Raw genomic sequence first — 21968 nt, 5'->3', positions numbered from 1 at the left:
ACCCTCCGGCGGGGATCACCAGCTCGATCCGGCTCGAGACGCCTGTCCGCCACTCTCCGGCGGGGCCAGCTACCCCGTCCACTCAGTCGCCGCGCGGCACGGCCGCGTGCCCGGTGACCTCAGTCGTGAATCCGTCGGAACGGCCGCTCGGCCTCCAGCTCGTACGCCAGCTCCAGCAACGTCCGCTCGTCCCCGTGCGTCGCGGTGAAGTGCACGCCGATCGGCATCCCCTCCGCCGTCTGCCCGAGCGGCAGTGACATCGCCGGGCCACCCGCCACGTTGTTCAACGGCGTGAACGCCACGTACTTGATCAACCGGTCGAGCAGCTCGTCGAACGGCAGCGTCGGGCTGAGGTACCCCAGCTTGGGTGTGCTGTGCGCGAGCACCGGCGAGACGATCACGTGGTAGCGCTCGAACATCCGCGCGTACTCGTTCTTGATCTTGCTCAGCCGGTACAGCGCGCTCGGGAACCGGTGCATCGCGCGCTGGTAGCGGCGCCGCAAGCCGCGCGTGAACCCGTCCAGTTTGCTGCTGTCGAACGCCCGGTCGAAGGTCTTGCCGAAAGCGCTGATGGTGAAGGCCAGGAACCCCCAGTAGGTGATGAAGTCGTCGACGAACTGCTCGCCGAGCGGCAGGTCGACCGGCTCCACGGTGTGCCCCAGCTTCTCCAGCAAGGCCACGGTGTCCTGCACCGCGTCCGAGGTCGGACCGTCGACCTCCACGTCGGTGATCGAGCGCGTGACCAGCCCGATGTGCAGCCGTCGGTCCGCCGGCCCACTGACCATGCCCAGCGCCGGGTAGCGCGGGTTGCGCCAGTACTGCTCAGCGGCCGCCCAGAACGCTGCGGTGTCCCGCACCGTCCTGGTCAGCACACCCTCCGACACCAGATTCACCGGCATGGTGCGCGCCTGCTCGCCGTCGACGTGCCTGCCCCGGGTCGGCTTGAGCCCGACGAGACCGTTGACCGCCGCCGGGATGCGGATCGACCCGCCGCCGTCGTTGGCGTGTGCGATGGGCACGGCGCCCGACGCCACCAGCGCGGCCGACCCACCCGAAGAGGCACCCACCGAGTACTCGGTGTTCCACGGGTTCCTGGTGGGCTCACGCCGCGCGAACTCGGTGCTGGCGTTCAACCCGAACTCCGGCAGCGTGCTCTTGCCGAGCACGGTGAATCCGGCGCTGAGCAGCTGCTTGGCCACCCGGCCGTGCCGCCGAGCCTTCCGCGGGACATAGGCGTCCGTGCCGTTGCCGGTGGGCATGTCCGCCACGTCGGTGTTGTCCTTGACGAAGAACGGCACGCCGGACAGCAGCCCGGGCGCCGGGGTGGCGGCGGACTCGACGGCCCGCTCGAACGCGGCGAACTCCACCGCGTTCAGCTTCGGATTGACCTTCTCCACCCGCGCGACGGCCGCCTGAGCCACCTCGACCGGGTCGAGTTCGCGGCGGCGGATCAGCTCGGCCAGTTCGACGGCGTCGTGCTCGCCAAGAGCATCATCGGTGAACGCGTGCACCCTGTTCTCGGTCATCGGCGAGCTCCTTATACGTCTGTATGAATCCGCCTCAGAGTAACCGATCCGCACACTGGGAATCCGTCCCATGACGGTCGGCGGCAAAAGGTGTCCTTGTGCCCTATTCGGACGCAGGACCCCAGCCGTAATTTGGGCCGCTCGGACGCCGTCGCGCGAGTCGGCGTACGCGAGTTGGACAAGAGGAGCTTTGCCGATGGCGCGCAGATCCCCTGCACCACGCCCGCCTGCGCCGGAATCCGGCACGAAGAACACCACGGTCGAGGACTGCCCGGAAGCCGCGGCCAGGGAAGAAGGACTGCACCAGCTGCTCCAGGGCCTGCGGGCGGTCCGCGACGGGGATTTCTCCACCCGGCTGCCCCGGGTGGACGACCCGTTGATGGACGAGATGGGCACCGTGTTCAACGGGATGGTGGACCAGCTGACCCGGTTCACCTCCGAGGTCACCCGGGTGGCCAGGGAGGTCGGGTCGGAAGGCAAGCTCGGCGGCCAGGCCGAGGTGCCCGGCGTCGTCGGCGCCTGGAAGGACCTGACCGATTCGGTCAACGCGATGGCGGGCAATCTGACCGATCAGGTGCGCGACATCGGCCGGGTCGCCACGGCGGTGGCCAAGGGTGACCTGACACAGAAGATCACCGTGGACGTCAAGGGCGAGGTCCTCGAGCTCAAGGACACCGTCAACACGATGGTCGACCAGCTCTCCTCGTTCGCCGACGAGGTCACCCGCGTCGCCCGCGAAGTCGGCACCGAAGGCAGGCTGGGCGGTCAGGCCGACGTCAAGGGCGTCTCCGGCACCTGGAAGGACCTGACCGAGTCGGTCAACGTCATGGCGACGAACCTGACCGACCAGGTCCGGTCGATCGCCGAGGTCACCACCGCGGTGGCCAGGGGTGATCTCACCCAGAAGATCCGGGTCGACGCGCGCGGCGAGATCGCCGAATTGAAGGAAACCATCAACACGATGGTCGACCAGTTGTCCGCCTTCGCCGACGAGGTCACCCGCGTCGCTCGCGAAGTCGGCACCCAGGGCAACCTGGGCGGACAGGCCATCGTGCGCGGTGTCTCCGGCACCTGGAAGGACCTCACCGACAACGTCAACGTCATGGCGTCCAATCTGACGTCGCAGGTCCGCTCGATCGCGCAGGTGGCGTCGGCGGTGGCGCGCGGCGATTTGTCGCAGAAGATCACCGTCGAGGCCAAGGGTGAGGTCGCCGATCTGAAGAACTACATCAACGCGATGGTCCGCTCGCTGCGCGAGACGACCAAGGCGAACGAACAACAGGCCTGGTTGAACACCAACCTGGCACGCATCTCCCGGCTGATGCAGGGCCACCGCGACCTGCGCAGCGTCGGCGAGCTGATCATGGACGAGCTGGCTCCGCTGGTCGGTGCTCAACACGGCACGTTCTTCCTGGCGGAGAACACCGAGCGGCGCAGGCAGCTGCGGCTCATCGCCAGCTACGGCAGGGCCTACGACGACCACAGCCCGCGGCAGATCGAACTCGGGCAGACGCTGGTCGGCCAAGTGGCGCAGAGCAACCGGCCGGTGATCATCGACGAGACACCACCGGACTTCCTGACCATCTCGACCAGTCTCGGCCGGGCCGCACCGGTGAACATCGTCGTGCTGCCGATCAAGTTCGAGGATCAGCTCATCGGCGTTCTCGAGCTGGCCTCGTTCAACCGGTTCACCGAGGTGCACATCGAATTCTTGCAGCAGTTGAGCGAGTCCATCGGCGTCATCGTGAACACGATCATCGCCAATGCCCGCACCGACGCGCTGCTCGAGGAGTCCCAGCGGCTGGCGGCCGAGCTGCGGGCGCGCTCGGAGGAGCTGCAGAAGCAGCAGGCCGAGCTGCGCCGGCCCAACGCCGAACTCGAGGAAAAAGCCGCCCTGCTGGCCAGGCAGAACCGCGACATCGAGATGAAGAACATCGAGATCGAGCAGGCCAGGCAGGAGCTGGAGGAGCGGGCCCGCCAGCTGGCGCTGGCCTCGAAGTACAAGTCGGAGTTCCTGGCGAACATGTCGCACGAACTCCGTACGCCGTTGACGTCGCTGCTCATCCTCGCCGGGGTGCTGGCGAAGAACCCGACCAAGAACCTCACCGCCAAGCAGGTCGAGTTCGCCAACGTCATTCACTCCGCGGGCAGCGACCTGCTGCAGTTGATCAACGACATCCTCGACCTGTCCAAGGTCGAGGCGGGCAAGATGTACATCCACCCGGAGCCGTTCTCGCTCGAGCAGCTGCTCAGCTACGTGCGCACCACGTTCGCCCCGCAGACCGCGCAGAAGGGACTGGCGTTCGACATCGTCGCCGACGACGACGTCCCCGAGCAGCTGGTCACCGACGAGCAGCGGCTGCGTCAAGTGCTGCGCAACCTGCTGTCCAACGCGGTGAAGTTCACCGAGCACGGACGCGTGACGCTGCGGGTGAGCATGGCCGAGCCGGACTCGCTGGCCGAGACACCTGGTCCGGTGGTCGCGTTCTCGGTCGCCGACACCGGGATCGGCATCGCCGAGGCGAACCTGGAGGCCGTCTTCGGCGCCTTCCAGCAGGCCGACGGCACCACCAGCCGCCGCTACGGCGGCACCGGGCTCGGCCTGTCCATCAGCCGGGAAGTGGCGTATCTGCTCGGCGGCGAGATCCGCGCGGAGAGCAAGCTCGGCGCCGGGTCGACGTTCACGTTGTTGCTGCCGGTCACCACCGGCGCCACACCGGACGACGAGGGTCAGCAGCTCGAAGCCGGCACCACCGGGGAGCAGAACGAGTCGGACGTCCGGCGCGTGCTGATCGTCGAGCCGAGCGAGGACGATCAGCCCGGTCCGCTGACGTCGTTGGCGCGGGCGGTGGTCAACGAACTGGGCGGCAACCAGGCCCCGAGGTTGACCTCGGTGACCGATGCGGATGCCGCGATCAATGCCCTGACCGACCACGGCTACCGGTGCGCCGTGCTGGAGATCAGCCCGGACACCCAGATGCTGGACGTCGTCAAGGCACTGACGGAGAACCCGATGCTGCGGTCGCTGCCGATCCTTGCGGTGGTCAGCGGGAAGCTCACCGTGGCGCAGGACCGGATGTTGCGCAGCTATGCCCGCATCCAGCCGATGGAGCTGTTGTCCTCGCGCGAAGAACTACGCAGCCGGATGCTGCTGTACTTCTCCGCGGACGACACCAGGGATCTGCTCCCGCTCATGCTGGCGCAGCAGCGCGACGAGGCGCCGAGCGCGGACGAGGCTGACGACGAGCCGAACTACGACCTGCTCAAAGGTCGCAAGATCCTGCTGGTCGACGACGACTTCCGCAATGTGCTGGCCATCGCGGGGATGCTCGAGTTCTACGGCATGACGGTGGTGCACGCCTCCAACGGTCGCCGGGGTGTCGAGCAGCTGCTGGCCAATGACGACGTCGACGTCGTGCTGATGGACGTGATGATGCCGGAGATGGACGGCTACGCGACGACCACCGCGATCCGGCACATGCCGCGCTACGCCGACCTGCCGATCATCGCGGTGACCGCCAAGGCGATGGAGGGCGACCGGGAGAAGTCGTTGGCCTCCGGTGCGTCAGACTACGTCACCAAGCCGGTGGACGCCGACGAGCTGCTGTCGTGCATCCACCGCTGGATCACGCGGCGCGACGCGGCGGGCAAGGACAAGTCCGGCCGCGACCTCGCCACCACTCCGCCCGCGGAGTGACCGGGCAGCGGGTCGGCGAGCTCATCGACGCCGAGCTCGCGAGCCCAGCATGCGGATGGTGTCGACGACTTCCTGGTTCGGGGCGCCCTTGGCCAGGTAGGCGGCCGCGCCGTGCGATCGCATCCCGGCCATCGACTCGCGATCACCGAACGCCGAGAACGCCAGCAACTCGGTGTCCGGGGACTTCTGCCGCAGTTCGTCGGCGACCCGTTGGCCGCCGCCACCGGGAAGCCTGATGTCCAGCACGGTCACGTCCGGCGCGAACTCCTCGGCCAGGGTGATCGCATCCTGCGCGGAGCTCGCGACACCGACGCAGTCGATGTCCGGTTCGAGCTCCAACAGGGCACGCAGCGCCTCCCGGATCGCCGGTTCGTCGTCGACGACCAGCACCCGAATCGGCTCCTGCGGGTCGGTCATGGCGACGTGTCCACCAATGTCAGTGGTAACCAGAATCGCACCGTGGTGCCGGTTGCGGAAGTCTCGCTCTCCCACCAGCCGCCGCCGGACAACGCCCACTCCCGCATCTCCCGTGTGCTCAGGCCCGCGCCCTCGGGCTGACCGTCGTACGGCCCGTTGTCGATGACCTCGGTGAGCAGGCCGTCGTCTTCCGGCCGGACCGCGATCCGCAGTTGCGTGGCGCTGCCCCGCCTGCGCACGTCCTCCACCGCGATCTGGGTCAGCCGGAACAGCGTGAGCACCACTCGTGACTCGGGTTCTTCCGGGACCCGGTAGTCGAGCTGACCGTCGACGTGCCAGTCGTCGGTGGCGTTCTCCAAGTAGGTACGCAGGATCGCCTCGAGCTTCTTGTGCTCCAACGCGCGCGGGCGCAGGTACGTCAGCAGACCGCGCAGGGTGGCCATGGCCGACGAGACCGCATCGGTCACTTCCGTCATCTGCTCGCGTTCGGCCTCGCCCAGCCGTGCGGCGAGCAGCTGCATGCGCAACCCGACGGCGACCAAGGCCTGCATGGGGTCGTCGTGGATCCGCTCGGCAAGCCACTGCCGCTCGAGCTCGTGGGCATGCAGCAAATGGTCGATCAGCCCGCCCGGATCGGGGACGGGCCGTCTGCCGTCGCCCGACTCAGGACGCACGCTGTCCACCTGCCGATTGTGCCAGCACCGCCATCGCTGCGTTGTGGCCGCCGATACCGCTGACTCCGCCACCCCGCGTCGAACCGGCACCACAGAGCAGCACCCGAGGGTATTTCGTGGCCACACCCCAGCTGCCCGGTTCGTGCTCACCGTGCGCATAGGGCCACTGCAGGTCGCCGTGGAAGATGTGCCCGCCCGGCATGCCCAGCTCCGCGTGCAGATCCAGCGGCGTCTTCGCCTCCAGGCACGGCCTGCCCGCGGCATCGGTGTGCAGACAACCCTCGATCGGCTCGCCGAGTACCGAGTCCAGTGACCGCAGGGTCGCGCGCAGCGCCTCGGCCTTGGCGGCCTCGTGGTCGGCGGCGAACAGACGAGCGGGCATGTGCAGGCCGAACAACGTCAGGGTCTGCATCCCGGCCCGCCGTTCTTCGGGGCCGAGGATCGAGTCGTCGGTGAGCGAGTGGCAATAGATCTCGCACGGCGGCAACTCGGGTATGCGGCCCTGCGCGGTGGCTTCGAACGCCGCCTGCAGCTGCGCCATGTCCTCGTTGACGTGCAAAGTGCCGCTGAAGGCGTCGCGCGGGTCGACCTCGGGATCGGCCAGCTTCGGCAGCCGCCGCAACACCATGTTGACCTTGAGCTGTGCGCCTTCCGGTGGCACCGAGGCCTCCCCGATCAGGTCGTCGAGCACGCTGGGGGCCACGTTCGCCAGGACCCAGCCGGCGTGCGCGACGTGTTCGGCGTCGTCGTGGCGGTAGCGGACCTCGCCGTCGGGGTCGATCGCGACGACTTCCGCCTCGGTCCGGATCTGCGCGCCTGCCGACCGCGCTGCCTCGACCAGGGCGCCGGTGACCGCTCCCATCCCACCGACGGGGACGTCCCAGTCGCCGGTTCCCCCGCCGATCACGTGGTAGAGCCAGCACCGGTTCTGCACCAGTCCGGTGTCGTTGAGGTCGGCGAACGTGCCGATCAGGCCGTCGGTGGCCAGCACGCCGCGAACCGTGTCGTCACTGAAGCGTTCCTGCAGCGTGTGGCCGAGGGGCTGCTCGAACACGACCCGCCAGGCTTCGTCGTCCCCGACGGCTTCGCGCAGCTGCTCGCGGCTCGGCAACGGTTCGGTGAGGGTGGGGAACACCCGCTGCGCGACGCGTCCGGTCAGCTCGGCCAGCTCCTGCCACGCCGCGAAGTCGCGGGTCGAGCCGGTCACCCGCTGGAACGACGCGGCCGTCCGCTCGGCATCCTCGTTGTCGACCAACAGACCGGTGGCGGTGTCGCCACGCCGCACCGGGGTGTAGGAGGAGATCCGCCTGCGGCGCAGTCGCACGGTCAGTCCCAGGTCGTCGATGATCTGTTCGGGCAGCAGGCTCACCAGGTAGGAGTACCGCGAAAGCCGGACGTCGACACCGTCGAAGGCCGGGTAGCTCACCGCTGCCCCACCCGGCGAGGTGCCGCGCTCGAGAACCAGGACCCGCTGTCCGGCCCGTGCCAGATACGCAGCGGCGACGAGTCCGTTGTGCCCGCCGCCGACGATCACCACGTCGTGTGAAGTCACTCCGCGAACCTACCTTCCGGATCGGCCGCGGTGGACCACCGATTCGTTCGGTCAGGTCCGCGATCGCGCCCGTTCGGTCCGTTTTCGGACTTCTCGCAGCATGACGCGGTGCAACTGGTGACTCAACACCGGCGACAGCCGCTCGAGCCACCAGCCGAGGCGGCCGTAGAACGGGGTGATGACGAAGCGCCTGCCGCGCCGTACCCCGTCGAGCAGGCGGCGGACCGCTTCGTCGGTCGGCATGGGTTTGACCGGTACGACCTTCCTGGGGTCGGGCACGCTCATGCTGCCGTGCAGCTTCGCGGTGTCGAACATGCCGGACTCCACCCACGCCGGGCAGAACACCGTGGTGCGGATGCCGTTCGCCTCCGCTTCCAGCGCCAGCGCCTTGTGCAGGCCGACGACCGCGTGCTTGGTGGCGGTGTAGTGCACCTGGAGGGGTACCGGGACCAGGCCGGCCGCCGACGCCGTGCTGATGATGTGACCGAAGCCCTGCTTGAGCATCTGTCGATACGCGATCCCTACGCCGTTGAGCACGCCGCGCAGGTTGACGTTCACCGTCAGGTCGGCTTCGTCCAGGGTCACCGCCTCGACCTCGCCGAAAATGCCGACACCGGCGTTGTTGACCATGTAGTCCAGGCGGCCGAACTCGGCGACCACTTCGTCCACGGCGTCCTGCACGTCGGCGCGCTCGGCCACGTCGACCCGCATGGCGCGGGCGGCTCCCCCGGCGCGCTTGATCTCGTCCACCACGGCGTGCAGCGGCTCTTCGGAGACGTCGGTGGCCAACACGAACGCGCCCTGGGCGGCCAGCTGCCTGGCGATCTCAGCTCCGATGCCGCTGGCCGCGCCGGTGACGACGGCTGTGGCTCCGGCAAACGTCCGGCTCATGCCGACCTCCCGGTGAATCGTGCGCTGAGCGCCTGCACCACCCGGGCAAGCCCGGTCGGGCGGCGCGGAGTGTCGGGCTGGATTCGCAATGAGTTGATCGTCATGGCCAGCATCTCGTAGTGCCCCACCAGCATCGGTAATTCGATCAAGTGCCGTTCACTGAGCTCGCCGCGCAACGCCTGCCAGGTTTCGTCCGACAGGGTGCGGGTGTTCAGCAACTCCTCGGCCGCGGTCAACAGGAGTCGCTGCCTGGGCGTCCACCCCGCGGCCGCCGGTCCCTCGAGCACCGCCGCGAGCTCCTTGTCGGTCAACCCGGCTTGGCGCGCGAGCTGGGCGTGATGGTGCCACTCGTACTCGCACTCACACAGGTGCGCGACACGCAGGATGACCAGCTCGGTGTCCCGGCGCGGCAGCGTGCCGCCGGGCATGAGCGTGCCCGCGAACAGCAACCACGGGCGGAACATGCGCCGGTGGCGGGCCAACGTGGTGAACAAGTTCGGCGGACCGGTGCCCGCCGCGGCGCCCAGCGCGCCGGTGATCGCCGTGTTCACCAGCCCCATCTCGCGGCGGGTGGCCGGAGGAATCCGTGGACTGACCATTACCGGACGGTAACATAGAAGAACACTTTTGTTCGTAGAAGTTGCCTGGATGTTCTTGTGGCGTGAGACAACAGGACGCCGGCCGGGATCGCGCCGGGCGTGCGGCGCGGAACGGGACGCCGGCCGGGATTGCGCCGGGCCCGCGACGCGCGATGAGCCGTCAGCCGGGATTGCGCCGTGGTTTGATCACCGCGTTGGGCAGCGCGGGTGCGGGCAACCGATGCGGCGTACCGATATAGCCGTCGACCTCACCGAACCGATCGGCCCCTGCCTCCCAGGCGGCACGGAACTCGACGATCTCGTCGTGGCTGCGGCCGACGAAGTTCCACCACATGACGATCTCCTCGCCGAACGGCGGCCCGCCCAGCAGCAGGATGCGCGCCGGCTCGCCCGCCCCCGCGCGCAACTCGACGGTGGTGTGTCCGGGTGCGAGGTAGGCGAGCTCGGCCGGGTTCACCGGGACGCCTGTCACGGCCAGCTCTCCCTGATCGAGCAGGATCCCGTGCTCGAAGGTTTCGTCGAGCGACAGCTCGACGCCGGCTCCGGGATCGAGGACCAGCTCCGCGCCGAGCAGCGGGGTGTAAGTGCGCACCGGGGACGCCGTGCCCGCCAACGAGCCGAGGAAGACCTTCGCCACCGCGCCACCCAAGCGCACCGGTTCGGGCCGGTAGGACTGCAGGTCACGGGGCACGTCACGAGCCTCGTCCGGCAGCGCCACCCAGAGCTGGACACCGTGCAACGTCTCGGTCTTGTCGGTGGAGACCTCGGAGTGGGCGATGCCGCGCCCGCCGGTCATCAGGTTCAGCTCGCCGGGCCGGACGAACAAGTGGTGGCCGCCGCTGTCGCGGTGCTCGATCTCGCCGTCGAACAGCCAGCTCACCGTCTGCAGCCCCGTGTGCGGGTGCGGTGGGACGACCATCGGTGTGGTGTCCGGACCGTAGTGGTCGGCGAAGCACCAGGCACCGATCAGCGTTCGTGCCCGCTGCGGAAGTGTGCGCCGAACGAGCAGCGCGCGCGGGCCACCGAGCGGCACCTCGCGCGCGGTGAGGATCTGTACGCCGCTCGGCTGGTCACCGTCCGTGCAGGTGACTTCCCGCGGACTGGTCTCGGTGTTGCTCATCGCATCCTCATCGTAGGCTCGGGGCCATGGATTCCTCGGCCACGAAGGTCACCGACAACCCGGAAGAACATCGTTTCGAGCTGACCGTCGACGGCCGGCTCGCCGGGCACGTCGAGTACCGGCTGCTCTCCGACACCATCGTTTTCACCCACACCGAGGTCGACCCGGCCTTCAACGGCAGGGGTCTTGGCAGTGTGTTGGCGCGCGCGGTGCTGGATTCCGCCCGCGAGCGGGAGCTGGCCGTGGTGGCCCAGTGCCCGTTCGTCCGCCGGTGGATCGAGAAGCATCCGGACTACGCGGACCTGGTGTCCGACTCGGCATCGGAGGAGGCTTCCGGGGCCTGATTCCGCCGCGCGACCGCCGGGTGCACCGGAGCCTCCGGCACGTGCGCGGGCCGCAGCGCGTCCATCTCCTTGCGCAGGACGGGCACGACTTCCTCGCCGAGGATGTCGAGCTGTTCCAGCACGGTCTTCAACGGCAGGCCCGCGTGGTCGGCCAGGAACAGCAGCCGCTGGTAGTCGCCGAAATGCTCGCGGAAGGTCATCGTCTTGTCGATGATCTGCTGCGGGCTGCCGACGGCCAGCGGCGTGGTTTCCATGAACTCCTCGAGCGAGGGGCCGCCGCCGTAGACCGGGGCGTGGTCGAAGTACGGCCGGAACTCGCGGATCGCGTCCTGCGAGTTCGGGCGCATGAACACCTGGTGGCCGAGGCCGACGATGGCTTGGTCGGCGGCGCCGTGCCCGTGGTGCTCGTAGCGCTGCCGATACAGCTCGATGAGCCGCTGGAAGTGGTAGGTCGGCCAGAAGATGTGGTTGGCGAAGAATCCGTCGCCGTAGAACGCGGCGACCTCGGCGATCTCCGGACTGCGGATCGATCCGTGCCAGACGAACGGCGGCACCCCGTCGAGCGGTCGCGGCGTGGAGGTGAAGCCGTGCAGCGGGGTGCGGAACTTGCCTTCCCAGTCCACGACGTCCTCCCGCCACAGCCGGTGCAGCAGGCCGTAGTTCTCGATCGCCAGCGGGATGCCCTGCCGGATGTCCTTGCCGAACCACGGGTACACCGGCGCGGTGTTGCCGCGGCCCATCATCAGGTCGACCCGGCCGTCGGCCAAGTGCTGCAGCATCGCATAGTCCTCGGCGATCTTCACCGGGTCGTTGGTGGTGATCAACGTGGTCGCCGTGGACAGGATCAGCCGCTCGGTGCGGGCCGCGATGTAGCCGAGCATCGTGGTGGGTGACGACGGCACGAACGGCGGGTTGTGGTGCTCTCCGGTCGCGAAGACGTCCAGGCCGACTTCCTCGGCCTTGAGCGCGATGGTGACCATCGCCTTGATCCGTTCCGCCTCGGTGGGTGTCCGGCCGGTGGTCGGATCCGGGGTCACGTCGCCGACGCTGAAGATGCCGAACTGCATCGCGCCTCCTGAGTTTCATGCATTTGCATTGATACAACCGGCGCACCTGACACGATATTCCGCCTGCCGACGTCAGCCGGCACCTCGGCGTGCTGCTGGACGTAGCGACAGAAGGGCGACCCGGCGGGCGGGATCGCCACGACGTCGGCCAACAGCATCGAGGCGTACGGGGCTTGATGCCAAAGATGTGCCGGCAAGGAGACGACACCGCCGATGTCGTGCGCGATGATGTGCGGCCGCTGAAGTTCCCAGCATTCGAGCAGCGCCGCCAGTGCCTCGGCTTGCACCCCGAAATCGACCGGATGATTGGCGTTGGACGAGCGGCCAGAGCCCGGCATGCCCCACAGGTAGACCGTGAAATCGGCCGCCGGCGCATCCGCGAACGCTCCCGCAGCCACGACGACCACGGTGTGCCGTGACAGAACACCACCGCGGGACCGTCACCCCACCGCCCCCACGCGATGCGCCGACCTTGCCACGGGAAGCTTCGATCAACCGTCATCGGCGCATGCCAGGGGCGTCAAGCGGCGCGTTGCGCCTTCTTTTCCGCGCGGCGGACGGCCTTGCGGAGGTCGTCGACGCTCATCTTCGACCGCCCCTTGATGTCGAGCTCCTTGGCGAGCTCGAGCAGATCCGACTTCGACATGTCGTCCAGGTCGGCGGGCTGTTGCTTGCCGCCGGACTTCTTGCCGGACTTGCCCTTCGCCTGCTCCACGCTGCGCTGCAACACGTCCATCAGGCTGGAGACCTCGGTCGGCTCCGCGGGTTCCGGCGCGGGCTCCGGCTTGCGGCCCGCCTTCTTGTCCTTGACGAGTTTCTCCACCCGCTCGGTGTAGGTGTCGTGGTAGTCCTGCGGCCGCCACGGCGCCTCCATGGCCTCGATCAGTGACACGGCCATGTCCAGCTGCTTGCCCTTGCCGGGCTTCTTCTTGGTGTCGACGTCCAGCACATCGGCCGGGTCGCGGATCTCGTCGGCGAAGTACAGCGTGTCGAGGGCGAGCACGCCACGATCGGAGCGCACCGCGGTGAGGTACTGCTTGTTCCGCATGACGAATTGCGCGATGCCGACGCGGTTGGTTTTGGCCATCGCGGCGACGAGCAGCTGGTACGGGTTCGTGCTCGATGCGTCCGCCGGGCCGAGCCAGTACGTGGCGCGGAAATGAATCGGGTCGATCTCGTCGAGGTCGACGAACGAGTCGATCTCGATGGACTTGGATCGTCCTGGTGCGATGTCGGTCAGCTCGTCCGGCTCGACGATCACATACTCGCCGTCACCGACTTCGTAGCCCTTGACGATGTCGCTGTATTCGACTTCTTTACCGGTGCGCTCGTTCACCCGCTTGTAGCGGATGCGGTCGTTGGTGTCGCGTTCGAGCTGGTTGAAGTGCACGGTGTGGTCCTCGACGGCGCTGTAGAGCGCCACCGGGATACTCACCAAGCCGAAATTGATCGATCCGCGCCATACCGGCCGAGCCATGCGAGCACCTCCTGCCGTGGGATTACCCCGGGCAGGCGGGTGTCACGCATACGGCAACGCCGCCGACCCGGTGCGGATCGGCGGCGTTGTCGGTAAGCGAGCGTCAGACCGCGCGCACGTTGCTGGCCTGCGGGCCCTTCTGGCCCTGCGCCAGCTCGAACTCGACGCGCTGGTTCTCCTCGAGGCTGCGGTAGCCGTGGCCCTCGATGGCCGAGTAGTGCACGAAGACGTCACTGCCGTCCTCGAGCGCGATGAAGCCGAAACCCTTTTCGGCGTTGAACCATTTGACGGTTCCGTGGGTCATGCGTAATCCCCTTCAGGGTCGATTTCGGAGCCGCACCGTGCGCCTCCGTTGGCCGGATAGGTGAGACGGAGCGACTTCCTCGGCCTTCCCTGCAAAGAGAACTACCCGCCCACTGGATGGGGCGGCCGTGCGAAAAAGCAAACGCGTCAAAACTTCGACCACCACCCAGTGTACAGATCAACTGACGGCCATCCGCGTGCCCCTGGTCACATGCGCGCGGAAAAGAGCCGACCCAGCCGCGGTGACCTGCCCCAGGCCGTTAGTCGGACGGTGATTTCCGCCAGAACAGGTCCGTCATTCGCTCGATGGTCTTCTGCATCTCTTGCAACGCCTCGGGGATCCGGGCGCGAGTGAAGCGGCTGCGCGGGCCGTTGACGGTCAAGATCGCCACGAGGGTTCCGGCCGCATCCCGGATGGGCCGGGACAGCGACAGCAACTCCGGCTCCAGTTCGTTGTCGATGATGGCGAAGCCCTGTTCCCGGACCTGTTCCAACTCCCTGATCAGGGCTTCCCGGTCGGTGATGGTCTGCGGCGTGTACGCCTCGAGCTTCTCCGGCAGCGTGCGGCGGAGCTCCTCGGCCGATTTCTCGGCGAGCAGGACCTTCCCGGTGGAGCTGGCGTGCAGCGGGTAGCGCTGTCCCACCATGTTGCGTCCGGTCACACCGAGTACATGCGACCCAGCAGCTTCGGCGATCAGGTCCAGCTCGTCCTCACCACTGGGCACCGACAGCGTCACCGACTCGTTGAACCGGTCCGCCAGCTCCTGCAGCAACGGCTGCGCGTGCCCCACCAGGCCGGCGTACGGATCGGCCCGACGCCCAAGCCTGGCCAGCTCCCAGCCGAGCACGTAGTGGGTGTTGATCCGGTCGACCAGGCCGTCCTGCTCGAGGCTGTACAGCAGCCGGAACGCGGTAGGCCGGCTCAGCCCGGCGGCCTTGGCCAACGTGGTGACGGTGGCACCGGTCCTCGGCTGCGCAGCCAGTTCTCGGAGCAGGCGCACCGCCTTGACCACCGACTTGTTGATCAAGTCGGGCTGCTCGGAGCTCTCGCCCATCGCCACTCCCCCGCACGGTCAGCAGATCACCTGGCGCGTTCACTGTAACGCCGCGGTGTTCAGTAATCGAACGTGGGGAGAGCGTGGACGCGGCTTCGCGACGCGAAACCGCGAGGTCGGCGACGACGCCCCGACGGCCGCACAGCGACCGCCGGGGCCCATCGGCTAGACCGCCTCCGGCGCAGGCGATCCGTGCGGGGCCGACGTCTCGCTCAGATTGCGGCCCATGGTCTCGGGCGCCAGCACCTGGGAGACCAGCGCACCGACGACGCACACACCAGCAGCCATCAGCATCGTGGTCGCCCCACCGAGGTTGTGCATGGACCACGGCAGCAGGAAGGTGCCGATACCGGCGCCTATCCGGCTGACCGCGGTCGCGAACCCGGTGCCGAGGCCGCGGATCTCGGTCGGGAAGACCTCACCGGGATAGACGCCGGTCAGCGCCGTGTACATCGCATTGGCGAACGCGAAAACGAGAAAGCAAAGCAGAACCACCGACGACGGCGCGTCCGGCCACAGCCCGATGACGACCAGCACCGCGCCGGCAACCCACTGCTGCGGAATCGTCAGCTTGCGGCGACCGATCCGATCGATCAACAGCAACGACACGATGACACCGGCTAACGCAAGCCCGTTGACGCTGATGGCGCCCACCAATCCGTCTCCGAGGCCGTAATCGGACAACACGCTGGCAGCGAAGGTCGCGATCGCGAAGTACGGCGTCACCGCGCAGAACCAGAACACCGAGGTGAAGGTGGTGGCTCGCCAGTACTCGCGAGAGAACATCATCCGGAACGTGCCCGGACGTGCCGGGAGGTTGCCCGGGTCAAGCGCATCCTCCGGCTCTTGCAGGTACGCGTGCGCGATCCGGCGCGCCTCCTCCGTCCGTCCCTTGCTCATCAACCAGCGTGGCGACTCCGGAAGGCCGAAGCGGGCCACGAACAGGATCACCGCCGGGATGGTGCTGGTAGCGAGCGTGATCCGCCAGTCGACGTCGGCCGTGACCAGGACATAGGCCACGGCTGACGCCAACATGAAGCCCAGATACCAGAACACCTCGCAGAGCGACATCAACCGACCACGCAGTCGCGCGGGCGCGAATTCCGCGAGCAACGGCCAGCCGACCGAGTATTCGGCGCCGATCGCGATCCCCATCAACAAACGCACGGCGAACAACTGCCACGCCGTGTCGACGAAGGCCTGCAGCACCGAGCCGACGATGAACAGCCCGAGGTCCATCATGAACAGCGGCCTGCGCCCCAGCTTGTCGGTCAGCCATCCGCCGAGTGGCCCACCGACGAAAATGCCGATCAGTGCTGCGGCGCCGGTCAGGCCCTGCATGAACAGCGACATGCTCAGCTCGCTGTTCACCGCGGCAATGACGTTGCCGATGATGCCCAGGATGTAGCCGTCGATGAACATGCCCCCCACGGTGACGGCGGTGATCTTGACCAGAAAGCGCCGTTTACGAGCCGCGTCATCCATGCCCGGCCCGACGAAATCCGGGCTTGGTGTGGTTACCGTCATTTCAGTCCTTCCTGGTGGACGACGCAGCCGCCGGCACACGACGCGATCGGGAAATTCCAGCGACGAAATGCCGATCTCGAGGTAGATCGAAAAATTCGTGCGATTTGTTCATCGTTGAACACCGTTCGAATTGGGCGGCATGCACCAGCACGGCGCAGCCATGAGGTGAAGGAATTGAGAAACTGGCGGGCGCGGTGACGCTAGGCGCGTACTTCGAACTCGACGGTGCCGAGTCCGTCGAACGAGCCCGACCAGTGGCCCGGCTTGCGCATGGGTACCGCTTCCAGGCAGCTCCCGGCCAGGATCAGCTGACCAGGAGCGAATGCGATGTCGTAGGAGGCGAGCCGATTACACAGCCATGCGGTCGCATTCAGCGGGTTACCGAGGATGGTGCCGGTATTGCCCGCCATGACCTCGCGACCGTTGAACCGCAGCACGCCCCTGGTATTGCCAAGGGAGAGCTCGGTGAGCGATCGAGGGGCGCCGCCGATGATCACCGCGCCGGTCGACCCGTTGTCCGCCAGTGTGTCCGGCAGGTCGATCGCCCAGTTCTCGATCCTTGAGTCGATGATCTCTATCGCCGGCACGACATAGTCGATCGCATTGATCACGTCGACCACCGTGACGTTCGGCCCGGCCAAGTGTCCTTTGAGGACGAAGGCAGGCTCGAGCTCCACGAACGGCTCGATGTAGTGATCGCGGTCGACCGGGGTGCCTTCGTAGCGGAAGGTGCTGGCCAACAGATGGCCGTAATCGGGCTGGTCGAGGCCGAACGCGTCCTGCATGGCCTTGGCGATGTTGCCCAGCTTGTAGCCGACCACCCGATCGCCTTCGGCCACTGCTTTGTCGACGTTGATTCGCTGGACTTCGAAAGCTCGATCGGCGTCCAGCTCGGGCCAGGTTCTCGTGGGCGCCGGCACCGCACGCCGGCTGACCCGCGCAGCGTGCAGGAGCTCGGCAATTTCGTTCAGCTGACCAGCCGGCATCACGCCACCTCAGCCGGAGCCACACACTTCCGATAACCGCGGCCGGGGTGGTCCTCCCGAAGCCGGACCTGCCCGGCCCCGTAGAGCTTCTCGCGCAGTGTGGAGCTCTCGTAGGAGTCCCACACCACTCCTCTACGCCGCAGCTCGGGTACGACGAGTTCGACGAAGTCCGCGATGTCCTGGTACTTCACCGCGTGGCCGATGTTGTAGCCGTCGATGCCGGTCTCATCCATCCAGCTGATCAGCTCATCGGCCACCGTCGCCGGCGAGCCGACGATGGTCGGACCGGTGCCGCCGATGCCGATGAACTCGGCGATGTCTCGCGGCGTCCACTCCTTGTCCGGATCCATCTTGGAGAACAGATCCACCATCGTCTGGCCGGCGTTGGTCTTGACGTGCTTGAACGGCACGTCCGGGTCGAACTGTGCGAAGTCCAGTCCGGTCCATCCGCTGTAGCGGGCCATCGCCCCGGCGAAGCTCACCAATCGCCGGTACGACTCGTACTTGGCCTGCGCGGCCTCGTCCGTCGGCGCGCAGACCACGGTGATCATCTGCAACACCCGGACACTCTTCGGATCGCGGCCGTTCTCGGCGGCCAACGCACGCAGCCCTTCGACCTGCTTCTTCAGCGCGGGCTTCGAGACGGCGTTGGCGAACACCGCCTCGGCATGCGCCGCGGCGAGCGCTCGGCCTTTGCTCGAGCCGCCTGCCTGGAAGATCACCGGCGTGCGTTGCGGCGACGGTTCGCACAAGAAGATGCCGGGAACGGTGAAGTACTTGCCGTGGTGTGCGATCTCATGCACCCGAGCCGGATCGGCGTAGACGCCGTTCTCCCGGTCGCGAATGACCGCACCGTCCTCCCAAGATCCTTCCCACAGCTTGTAGCAAACCTCGAGATACTCCGCCGCCCTGTCGTAGCGCTCGTCGTGCGGGACCTGCTGACCGGAACCAAGATTGCGCGCGGCGCTGTCCGCGTAGGACGTCACCAGGTTCCAGCCGATGCGTCCGCCGGTCAGGTGGTCCAGAGTGGTGAACCGCCGCGCCAGCGCATACGGGTGCTCGTAGGACGTCGATCCGGTCACGCCGAAGCAGAGATTGTCGGTGACCGCGGCCATCGCCGGCACTACCAGCAACGGATCGTTCGCCGGAAGCTGTGCCGCGTCGGTGAGCGCAGCAGCAACACTGCCTTGGTACACGTCGTGGTAGCCGACATTGTCCGCGAAGAAGATCCCGTCGAAGCAGGCTTGTTCCAGCAGCTTCGCGTACTCGGTCCAGTAGTGGATGTCGGTGTATCTGTGGTGGCGGTCGTCCTCGTGGCGCCACAGTCCGGCCGACAGGTGTGCGGGCCCGTGGAAATCGAACGCGAACAGACGCATTCGGCGTGTCATGATCGTTCTCCTGTTTCGCGGGTAGATCGTTCGGGTCAGATCTGCTGAAGCCGGTGTCCCATCCGGTTCCGCTTGGTCGCGAGGTAGGCCGTGTTGTGCTCGTTCGGCGGGGCCTCGAGCGGGACGATGTGGCTCACCGCCACTCCGCATTCGGTCAGCGCACGGCATTTCGCCGGGTTGTTCGTCATCAACCGGATCGAGGTGATTCCGATGTCGCGCAGGATGCCGGCGGCCGCCGAGTACTCCCGGCTGTCCACCGGCAGTCCGAGCGCGAGGTTGGCCTCCAAGGTGTCCAGACCTTGGTGCTGTTGGAGCTGGTAAGCGCGCAGCTTCTGCGCCAGACCGATGCCGCGGCCTTCGTGCCCGCGGAGATAGACGAGCACACCGCGACCTTCCTCGGCGATCGCCGCCATGGCCATGCGAAGTTGCGCACCGCAGTCGCAACGTAGCGAGCCGAGCAGGTCGCCGGTGAAGCATTCGCTGTGCAACCGGACGAGCACGTTCTCCGCGCCGGCCACGTCGCCCGTCAGCAGTGCGACGTGCTCGGCACCATCGGGCTCGACCCGGTATGTGACCGTGTGGAACGTGCCGAGATCCGTCGGGATAGCCGCTTCTCCGGTGCGCTTCACGCCGGGCGCCGACCGCTGCAACCAGTCGATCAGATCCGTCATGGCGATCATCGGAATGCCGTGCTGCGCGGCGAAAACCTCCAGGTCGGCACCGCGCATCATGTGCCGCCGGTCCGGTGTGACGACCTCACACAGCAGCGCCGCACCACTCAGCCCGGCCAAACGGCACAGTTCCACACCGGCCTCGGTGTGACCAGGCCGCTGCCGCACGCCACCAGGCTTGGCCAGCAAGGGCATGACATGTCCCGGCCGCGCCAAATCGGCGGGCATCGTCCGCGGGTCGGCCAGCGCCTTGACCGTCCTCGCCCGATCCCCGGCACTGATCCCGGTGCTCGTCCCGTGCTTGTAGTCGACGCTCACCAGGAATGCCGTGCCGTGACTCTCGGTGTTGTCCCGCACCATCAGATCGAGGCCGAGCGCGTCCGCGCGGTTCTGATCGATCGCGACGCAGAGGAACCCCGACGTGTGTTCCAGGAAGAACGCGACATCGTCGGTGTCGGCGTACTCCGCGGCCATGATCAGGTCACCCTCGTTCTCCCGGTCGGCATCGTCGACGACGAGCACCTTCCCGCCCGCGGCGAGAGCGGCAACGGCTTCGGCAACGCTCGATCTGGGCATTGGGCCTCTCCCAGGCGACGCTCAATGAGCGTTCAGATAGTGACTATGACGTTCGCAAGACTGTGGCACGGCGATCCGGAGGCCGTCAAGAGTCTTCGAAAATTCCCCATCTATCTGCAAATACCCTCGTAAGGCCTCTTGACGCGACACAAGTCGCAACGCCACACTGCTCACGCTGATGTTCAGTATATGAACTGATCGACCACTTTTAAGCCATCGCCACGACGGGAGTCCCCATGTCCGAGCAAGCCGATGTTGTCGTGATCGGCGGCGGGATCGCCGGACTGATCACCGCCCGCGAACTGGGCCGTACCGGCCGGCGCGTCCTGGTGCTGGAGGCGCGCAACCGACTGGGCGGCCGGGTATGGACCGACCACCGCCTCGGCCGCGATCTGGAGATCGGCGGCACCTGGCTCCATTGGGTCCAGCCGCACGTCTGGGCCGAGATCACTCGCTACGGCCTGGCTGTCACTCGCGGACCCCGCCCCGAAGTGGCCTACTGGTTGGCCGGCAACCAAGTCCGGCAGGGCACACTCGACGACTTCATGAAGCTCATCGACCCCGGCATGCGGAGGCTGCTCGCCGACACCATGCGTTGGATTCCGCGCCCGGACGACCCTCTCGCCGAGCCGGAACTGGCCACCATCGATGCGTTCAGCGTGCAGGACAAGCTGGACGAGCTCGAACTCGGCGTCGACGAGTATCACGCCAACGAGGCCGCGTGGATCGGTCACTTCAATGCGCCGCTGGACGAAGGCGCATTCACCAGCGCCCTGCGCTGGACCGCCGCAACCGCGGGCTCGTGGCATCTCATGCACGAGGCCTCGGCGGTCTTCCGGCTGGCGTCGGGCACGCAGGCGCTCGTCAAGGCGATCGTCGCCGACACCCGAGCCGAGATCCGTACCGGAACTGAGGTCCGACGCATCGAGCACGACGCCTATGGCGCAGTGGTCACCACCGCCACCGGTGAGCAGGTTCACGCGCGGCGAGTCGTCGTCACGTTGCCGCAGAACATCATCGGCAACCTGGACATCTCCCCGGCACTGTGCCAAGAGAAGCTGGCCGCGAGTAAGGAGAAGACGGCCTCCAAGGGAGTCAAGGCCTGGATACGCGTACGCGGTCCGATCGAGCCGTTCTTCGCCTACTCCTCGGCTGCCCACCCACTGTCAGTCGTCCGCACCGAGTACCTGGGCGACGACGATGCGGTGCTGGTCGCATTCGGTGCTGACTCGAGTCGGATCACGCCGAATGACATCGATGCCGTTCGCGAAGCCCTGCGGGTCTGGCGTGACGACCTCGACGTCATCGAGGTGACCGGGCACGACTGGATGTCCGACCCGTACTCCGGCGAGACGTGGCTGATGCACCGGCCACACCAACTCACTCGCTATCTGCGAGCCCAGCAACAGCCGGAGGGCGTGCTGCACTTCGCCGGCAGCGACTACGCCAATCTGTGGGCCGGATTCATCGACGGCGCCATCGAGTCGGGCCTGCGCGTCGCCCGCGAGATCACCACGCAGCTCGCCACCTCGCGGTAGGGCGAGGCGAATTCCTTTGTGAAGGGAGAGGTCATGACAGCTGCACTGTCGCGGATCGACCCGCGGCGCTACCGCGACGTCATGGGGCACCTGCCCACCGGCGTGGTGGTCGTGGCAGGCCGCAGGCCGAGCACCGGCGAACCGGCAGGACTCGTCGTCGGCACGTTCCAGTCACTGTCGCTGGACCCGCCGCTGGTCACGTTCAGCGTTGCACTGACATCCAACAGCTGGCCGAAGATCCGCGAGTCCGGCCGATTCAGCGCCAGTGTGCTGGCCAGCGGACAACACGACGTCTGCCAGCGGTTGTCCAGCAAGAACCCGGACAAGTTCCACGCGGTCGACTGGCACGAGTCCGCCGACGGGAATCCCCGCATCACCGGCGCCCACGCCTGGATCGACTGCCAGGTCCACCACGAATTCGAATGCGGTGATCACACCGTCGTCATCGCACGGGTTCGGAGGCTCGATGCGGGTTCCGGCGAACCGCTCGTCTTCTACCGCGGCCGCCTCGGCAAGTACCGGGAAATCAGCGCCTGATCATTCGCCAACCAACGGAGACC

At 67.2% G+C, this 21968-nt stretch carries 20 protein-coding genes; 4 read left to right on the top strand and 16 right to left on the bottom strand.

Annotated elements, in window-relative coordinates; translation table 11 throughout:
* Positions 1 to 119: 119 nt before the first annotated feature.
* The gene (locus YWM_RS0106050; protein ID WP_028849960.1) at positions 120 to 1526 is read right to left on the bottom strand and encodes an amidase; all 1407 of its coding nucleotides are present in this window, start codon (positions 1524 to 1526) and stop codon (positions 120 to 122) included.
* A gap of 196 nt (positions 1527 to 1722) precedes the next feature.
* Between YWM_RS0106050 and YWM_RS22415 the strand changes: the two genes are divergently transcribed.
* Positions 1723 to 5223: a HAMP domain-containing protein gene (locus YWM_RS22415; protein WP_084612208.1), complete on the top strand. Its 3501-nt coding sequence runs from the start codon at positions 1723 to 1725 to the stop codon at positions 5221 to 5223.
* A gap of 21 nt (positions 5224 to 5244) precedes the next feature.
* On the opposite strand, the gene YWM_RS0106035 is transcribed toward YWM_RS22415, so the two are convergent.
* From YWM_RS0106035 to YWM_RS0106010, 6 genes are all read right to left on the bottom strand, one after another.
* Positions 5245 to 5640, bottom strand: a complete 396-nt coding sequence (locus tag YWM_RS0106035) for a response regulator (RefSeq protein ID WP_043659866.1) — start codon at positions 5638 to 5640, stop codon at positions 5245 to 5247.
* Positions 5637 to 6314, bottom strand: a complete 678-nt coding sequence (locus YWM_RS0106030) for a sensor histidine kinase (RefSeq protein WP_156914671.1) — start codon at positions 6312 to 6314, stop codon at positions 5637 to 5639. Before YWM_RS0106030 ends, YWM_RS0106035 begins: the two co-directional genes overlap by 4 nt.
* Positions 6304 to 7866, bottom strand: coding sequence for a phytoene desaturase family protein (locus YWM_RS0106025; RefSeq protein ID WP_028849957.1), 1563 nt, complete (start codon positions 7864 to 7866; stop codon positions 6304 to 6306). Before YWM_RS0106025 ends, YWM_RS0106030 begins: the two co-directional genes overlap by 11 nt.
* 51 nt (positions 7867 to 7917) lie before the next feature.
* Positions 7918 to 8757: an SDR family NAD(P)-dependent oxidoreductase gene (locus YWM_RS0106020; RefSeq protein WP_028849956.1), complete on the bottom strand. Its 840-nt coding sequence runs from the start codon at positions 8755 to 8757 to the stop codon at positions 7918 to 7920.
* Positions 8754 to 9356, bottom strand: a complete 603-nt coding sequence (locus YWM_RS0106015) for a carboxymuconolactone decarboxylase family protein (RefSeq protein WP_028849955.1) — start codon at positions 9354 to 9356, stop codon at positions 8754 to 8756. Before YWM_RS0106015 ends, YWM_RS0106020 begins: the two co-directional genes overlap by 4 nt.
* 160 nt (positions 9357 to 9516) lie before the next feature.
* Entirely contained in the window at positions 9517 to 10476 is a 960-nt protein-coding gene (locus tag YWM_RS0106010) for a pirin family protein (protein WP_028849954.1), read from the bottom strand.
* 26 nt (positions 10477 to 10502) lie between these two features.
* Between YWM_RS0106010 and YWM_RS0106005 the strand changes: the two genes are divergently transcribed.
* The gene (locus YWM_RS0106005) at positions 10503 to 10820 is read left to right on the top strand and encodes a GNAT family N-acetyltransferase (protein WP_028849953.1); all 318 of its coding nucleotides are present in this window, start codon (positions 10503 to 10505) and stop codon (positions 10818 to 10820) included.
* Here the strand turns inward: YWM_RS0106005 and YWM_RS0106000 are convergent.
* The 9 genes from YWM_RS0106000 to YWM_RS0105960 all read right to left on the bottom strand — a co-directional run bounded on the left by YWM_RS0106000 (position 10769) and on the right by YWM_RS0105960 (position 19870).
* Entirely contained in the window at positions 10769 to 11887 is a 1119-nt protein-coding gene (locus tag YWM_RS0106000) for an LLM class flavin-dependent oxidoreductase (protein WP_028849952.1), read from the bottom strand. The two genes, YWM_RS0106005 and YWM_RS0106000, sit on opposite strands and share 52 nt — an antisense overlap.
* Positions 11854 to 12285: an alpha/beta fold hydrolase gene (locus YWM_RS22410; protein ID WP_156914670.1), complete on the bottom strand. Its 432-nt coding sequence runs from the start codon at positions 12283 to 12285 to the stop codon at positions 11854 to 11856. Before YWM_RS22410 ends, YWM_RS0106000 begins: the two co-directional genes overlap by 34 nt.
* Before the next feature lie 122 nt (positions 12286 to 12407).
* On the bottom strand, positions 12408 to 13364 hold the full coding sequence (gene ku, locus YWM_RS0105990) for a non-homologous end joining protein Ku (RefSeq protein ID WP_028849951.1): 957 nt from the start codon (positions 13362 to 13364) through the stop codon (positions 12408 to 12410).
* Between the two features lie 103 nt (positions 13365 to 13467).
* Entirely contained in the window at positions 13468 to 13668 is a 201-nt protein-coding gene (locus tag YWM_RS0105985; RefSeq protein WP_028849950.1) for a cold-shock protein, read from the bottom strand.
* Positions 13669 to 13927: 259 nt separating this feature from the next.
* Positions 13928 to 14722, bottom strand: coding sequence for an IclR family transcriptional regulator (locus YWM_RS0105980; RefSeq protein ID WP_028849949.1), 795 nt, complete (start codon positions 14720 to 14722; stop codon positions 13928 to 13930).
* A gap of 165 nt (positions 14723 to 14887) precedes the next feature.
* Positions 14888 to 16249, bottom strand: a complete 1362-nt coding sequence (locus YWM_RS0105975; RefSeq protein ID WP_028849948.1) for an MFS transporter — start codon at positions 16247 to 16249, stop codon at positions 14888 to 14890.
* Positions 16250 to 16449: 200 nt separating this feature from the next.
* The gene (locus tag YWM_RS0105970; RefSeq protein WP_028849947.1) at positions 16450 to 17235 is read right to left on the bottom strand and encodes a 2-keto-4-pentenoate hydratase; all 786 of its coding nucleotides are present in this window, start codon (positions 17233 to 17235) and stop codon (positions 16450 to 16452) included.
* Entirely contained in the window at positions 17235 to 18623 is a 1389-nt protein-coding gene (locus tag YWM_RS0105965) for an LLM class flavin-dependent oxidoreductase (RefSeq protein ID WP_028849946.1), read from the bottom strand. Before YWM_RS0105965 ends, YWM_RS0105970 begins: the two co-directional genes overlap by 1 nt.
* A gap of 35 nt (positions 18624 to 18658) precedes the next feature.
* Positions 18659 to 19870 (bottom strand): bifunctional 3,4-dihydroxy-2-butanone-4-phosphate synthase/GTP cyclohydrolase II, encoded by a 1212-nt coding sequence (locus YWM_RS0105960; RefSeq protein WP_028849945.1) that lies wholly within the window; start codon positions 19868 to 19870, stop codon positions 18659 to 18661.
* A gap of 236 nt (positions 19871 to 20106) precedes the next feature.
* Between YWM_RS0105960 and YWM_RS0105955 the strand changes: the two genes are divergently transcribed.
* Together YWM_RS0105955 and YWM_RS0105950 are read left to right on the top strand one after the other, a co-directional pair.
* Entirely contained in the window at positions 20107 to 21408 is a 1302-nt protein-coding gene (locus tag YWM_RS0105955; RefSeq protein WP_028849944.1) for a flavin monoamine oxidase family protein, read from the top strand.
* Positions 21409 to 21441: 33 nt separating this feature from the next.
* On the top strand, positions 21442 to 21945 hold the full coding sequence (locus YWM_RS0105950) for a flavin reductase family protein (RefSeq protein WP_028849943.1): 504 nt from the start codon (positions 21442 to 21444) through the stop codon (positions 21943 to 21945).
* Positions 21946 to 21968: the final 23 nt, after the last annotated feature.

The organism is Thermocrispum municipale DSM 44069, from assembly GCF_000427825.1.
GTDB classification, from domain to species: domain Bacteria; phylum Actinomycetota; class Actinomycetes; order Mycobacteriales; family Pseudonocardiaceae; genus Thermocrispum; species Thermocrispum municipale.
The sequence above is the reverse complement of the archived record's forward strand: the minus strand, read 5'-3'. Positions and strand labels throughout refer to the sequence as shown.

Excerpts from the sequence above, each read along its gene's own strand:
- YWM_RS0106050 (WP_028849960.1), bottom strand. The coding sequence starts at position 1,526 with ATGACCGAGAACAGGGTGCACGCGTTCACCGATGATGCTCTTGGCGAG.
- YWM_RS22415 (WP_084612208.1), top strand. The coding sequence starts at position 1,723 with ATGGCGCGCAGATCCCCTGCACCACGCCCGCCTGCGCCGGAATCCGGC.
- YWM_RS0106035 (WP_043659866.1), bottom strand. The coding sequence starts at position 5,640 with ATGACCGACCCGCAGGAGCCGATTCGGGTGCTGGTCGTCGACGACGAA.
- YWM_RS0106020 (WP_028849956.1), bottom strand. The coding sequence starts at position 8,757 with ATGAGCCGGACGTTTGCCGGAGCCACAGCCGTCGTCACCGGCGCGGCC.
- YWM_RS0106015 (WP_028849955.1), bottom strand. The coding sequence starts at position 9,356 with ATGGTCAGTCCACGGATTCCTCCGGCCACCCGCCGCGAGATGGGGCTG.
- YWM_RS0106010 (WP_028849954.1), bottom strand. The coding sequence starts at position 10,476 with ATGAGCAACACCGAGACCAGTCCGCGGGAAGTCACCTGCACGGACGGT.
- YWM_RS0106005 (WP_028849953.1), top strand. The coding sequence starts at position 10,503 with ATGGATTCCTCGGCCACGAAGGTCACCGACAACCCGGAAGAACATCGT.
- YWM_RS0106000 (WP_028849952.1), bottom strand. The coding sequence starts at position 11,887 with ATGCAGTTCGGCATCTTCAGCGTCGGCGACGTGACCCCGGATCCGACC.
- ku (WP_028849951.1), bottom strand. The coding sequence starts at position 13,364 with ATGGCTCGGCCGGTATGGCGCGGATCGATCAATTTCGGCTTGGTGAGT.
- YWM_RS0105985 (WP_028849950.1), bottom strand. The coding sequence starts at position 13,668 with ATGACCCACGGAACCGTCAAATGGTTCAACGCCGAAAAGGGTTTCGGC.
- YWM_RS0105980 (WP_028849949.1), bottom strand. The coding sequence starts at position 14,722 with ATGGGCGAGAGCTCCGAGCAGCCCGACTTGATCAACAAGTCGGTGGTC.
- YWM_RS0105975 (WP_028849948.1), bottom strand. The coding sequence starts at position 16,249 with ATGACGGTAACCACACCAAGCCCGGATTTCGTCGGGCCGGGCATGGAT.
- YWM_RS0105970 (WP_028849947.1), bottom strand. The coding sequence starts at position 17,235 with ATGCCGGCTGGTCAGCTGAACGAAATTGCCGAGCTCCTGCACGCTGCG.
- YWM_RS0105965 (WP_028849946.1), bottom strand. The coding sequence starts at position 18,623 with ATGACACGCCGAATGCGTCTGTTCGCGTTCGATTTCCACGGGCCCGCA.
- YWM_RS0105960 (WP_028849945.1), bottom strand. The coding sequence starts at position 19,870 with ATGCCCAGATCGAGCGTTGCCGAAGCCGTTGCCGCTCTCGCCGCGGGC.
- YWM_RS0105955 (WP_028849944.1), top strand. The coding sequence starts at position 20,107 with ATGTCCGAGCAAGCCGATGTTGTCGTGATCGGCGGCGGGATCGCCGGA.
- YWM_RS0105950 (WP_028849943.1), top strand. The coding sequence starts at position 21,442 with ATGACAGCTGCACTGTCGCGGATCGACCCGCGGCGCTACCGCGACGTC.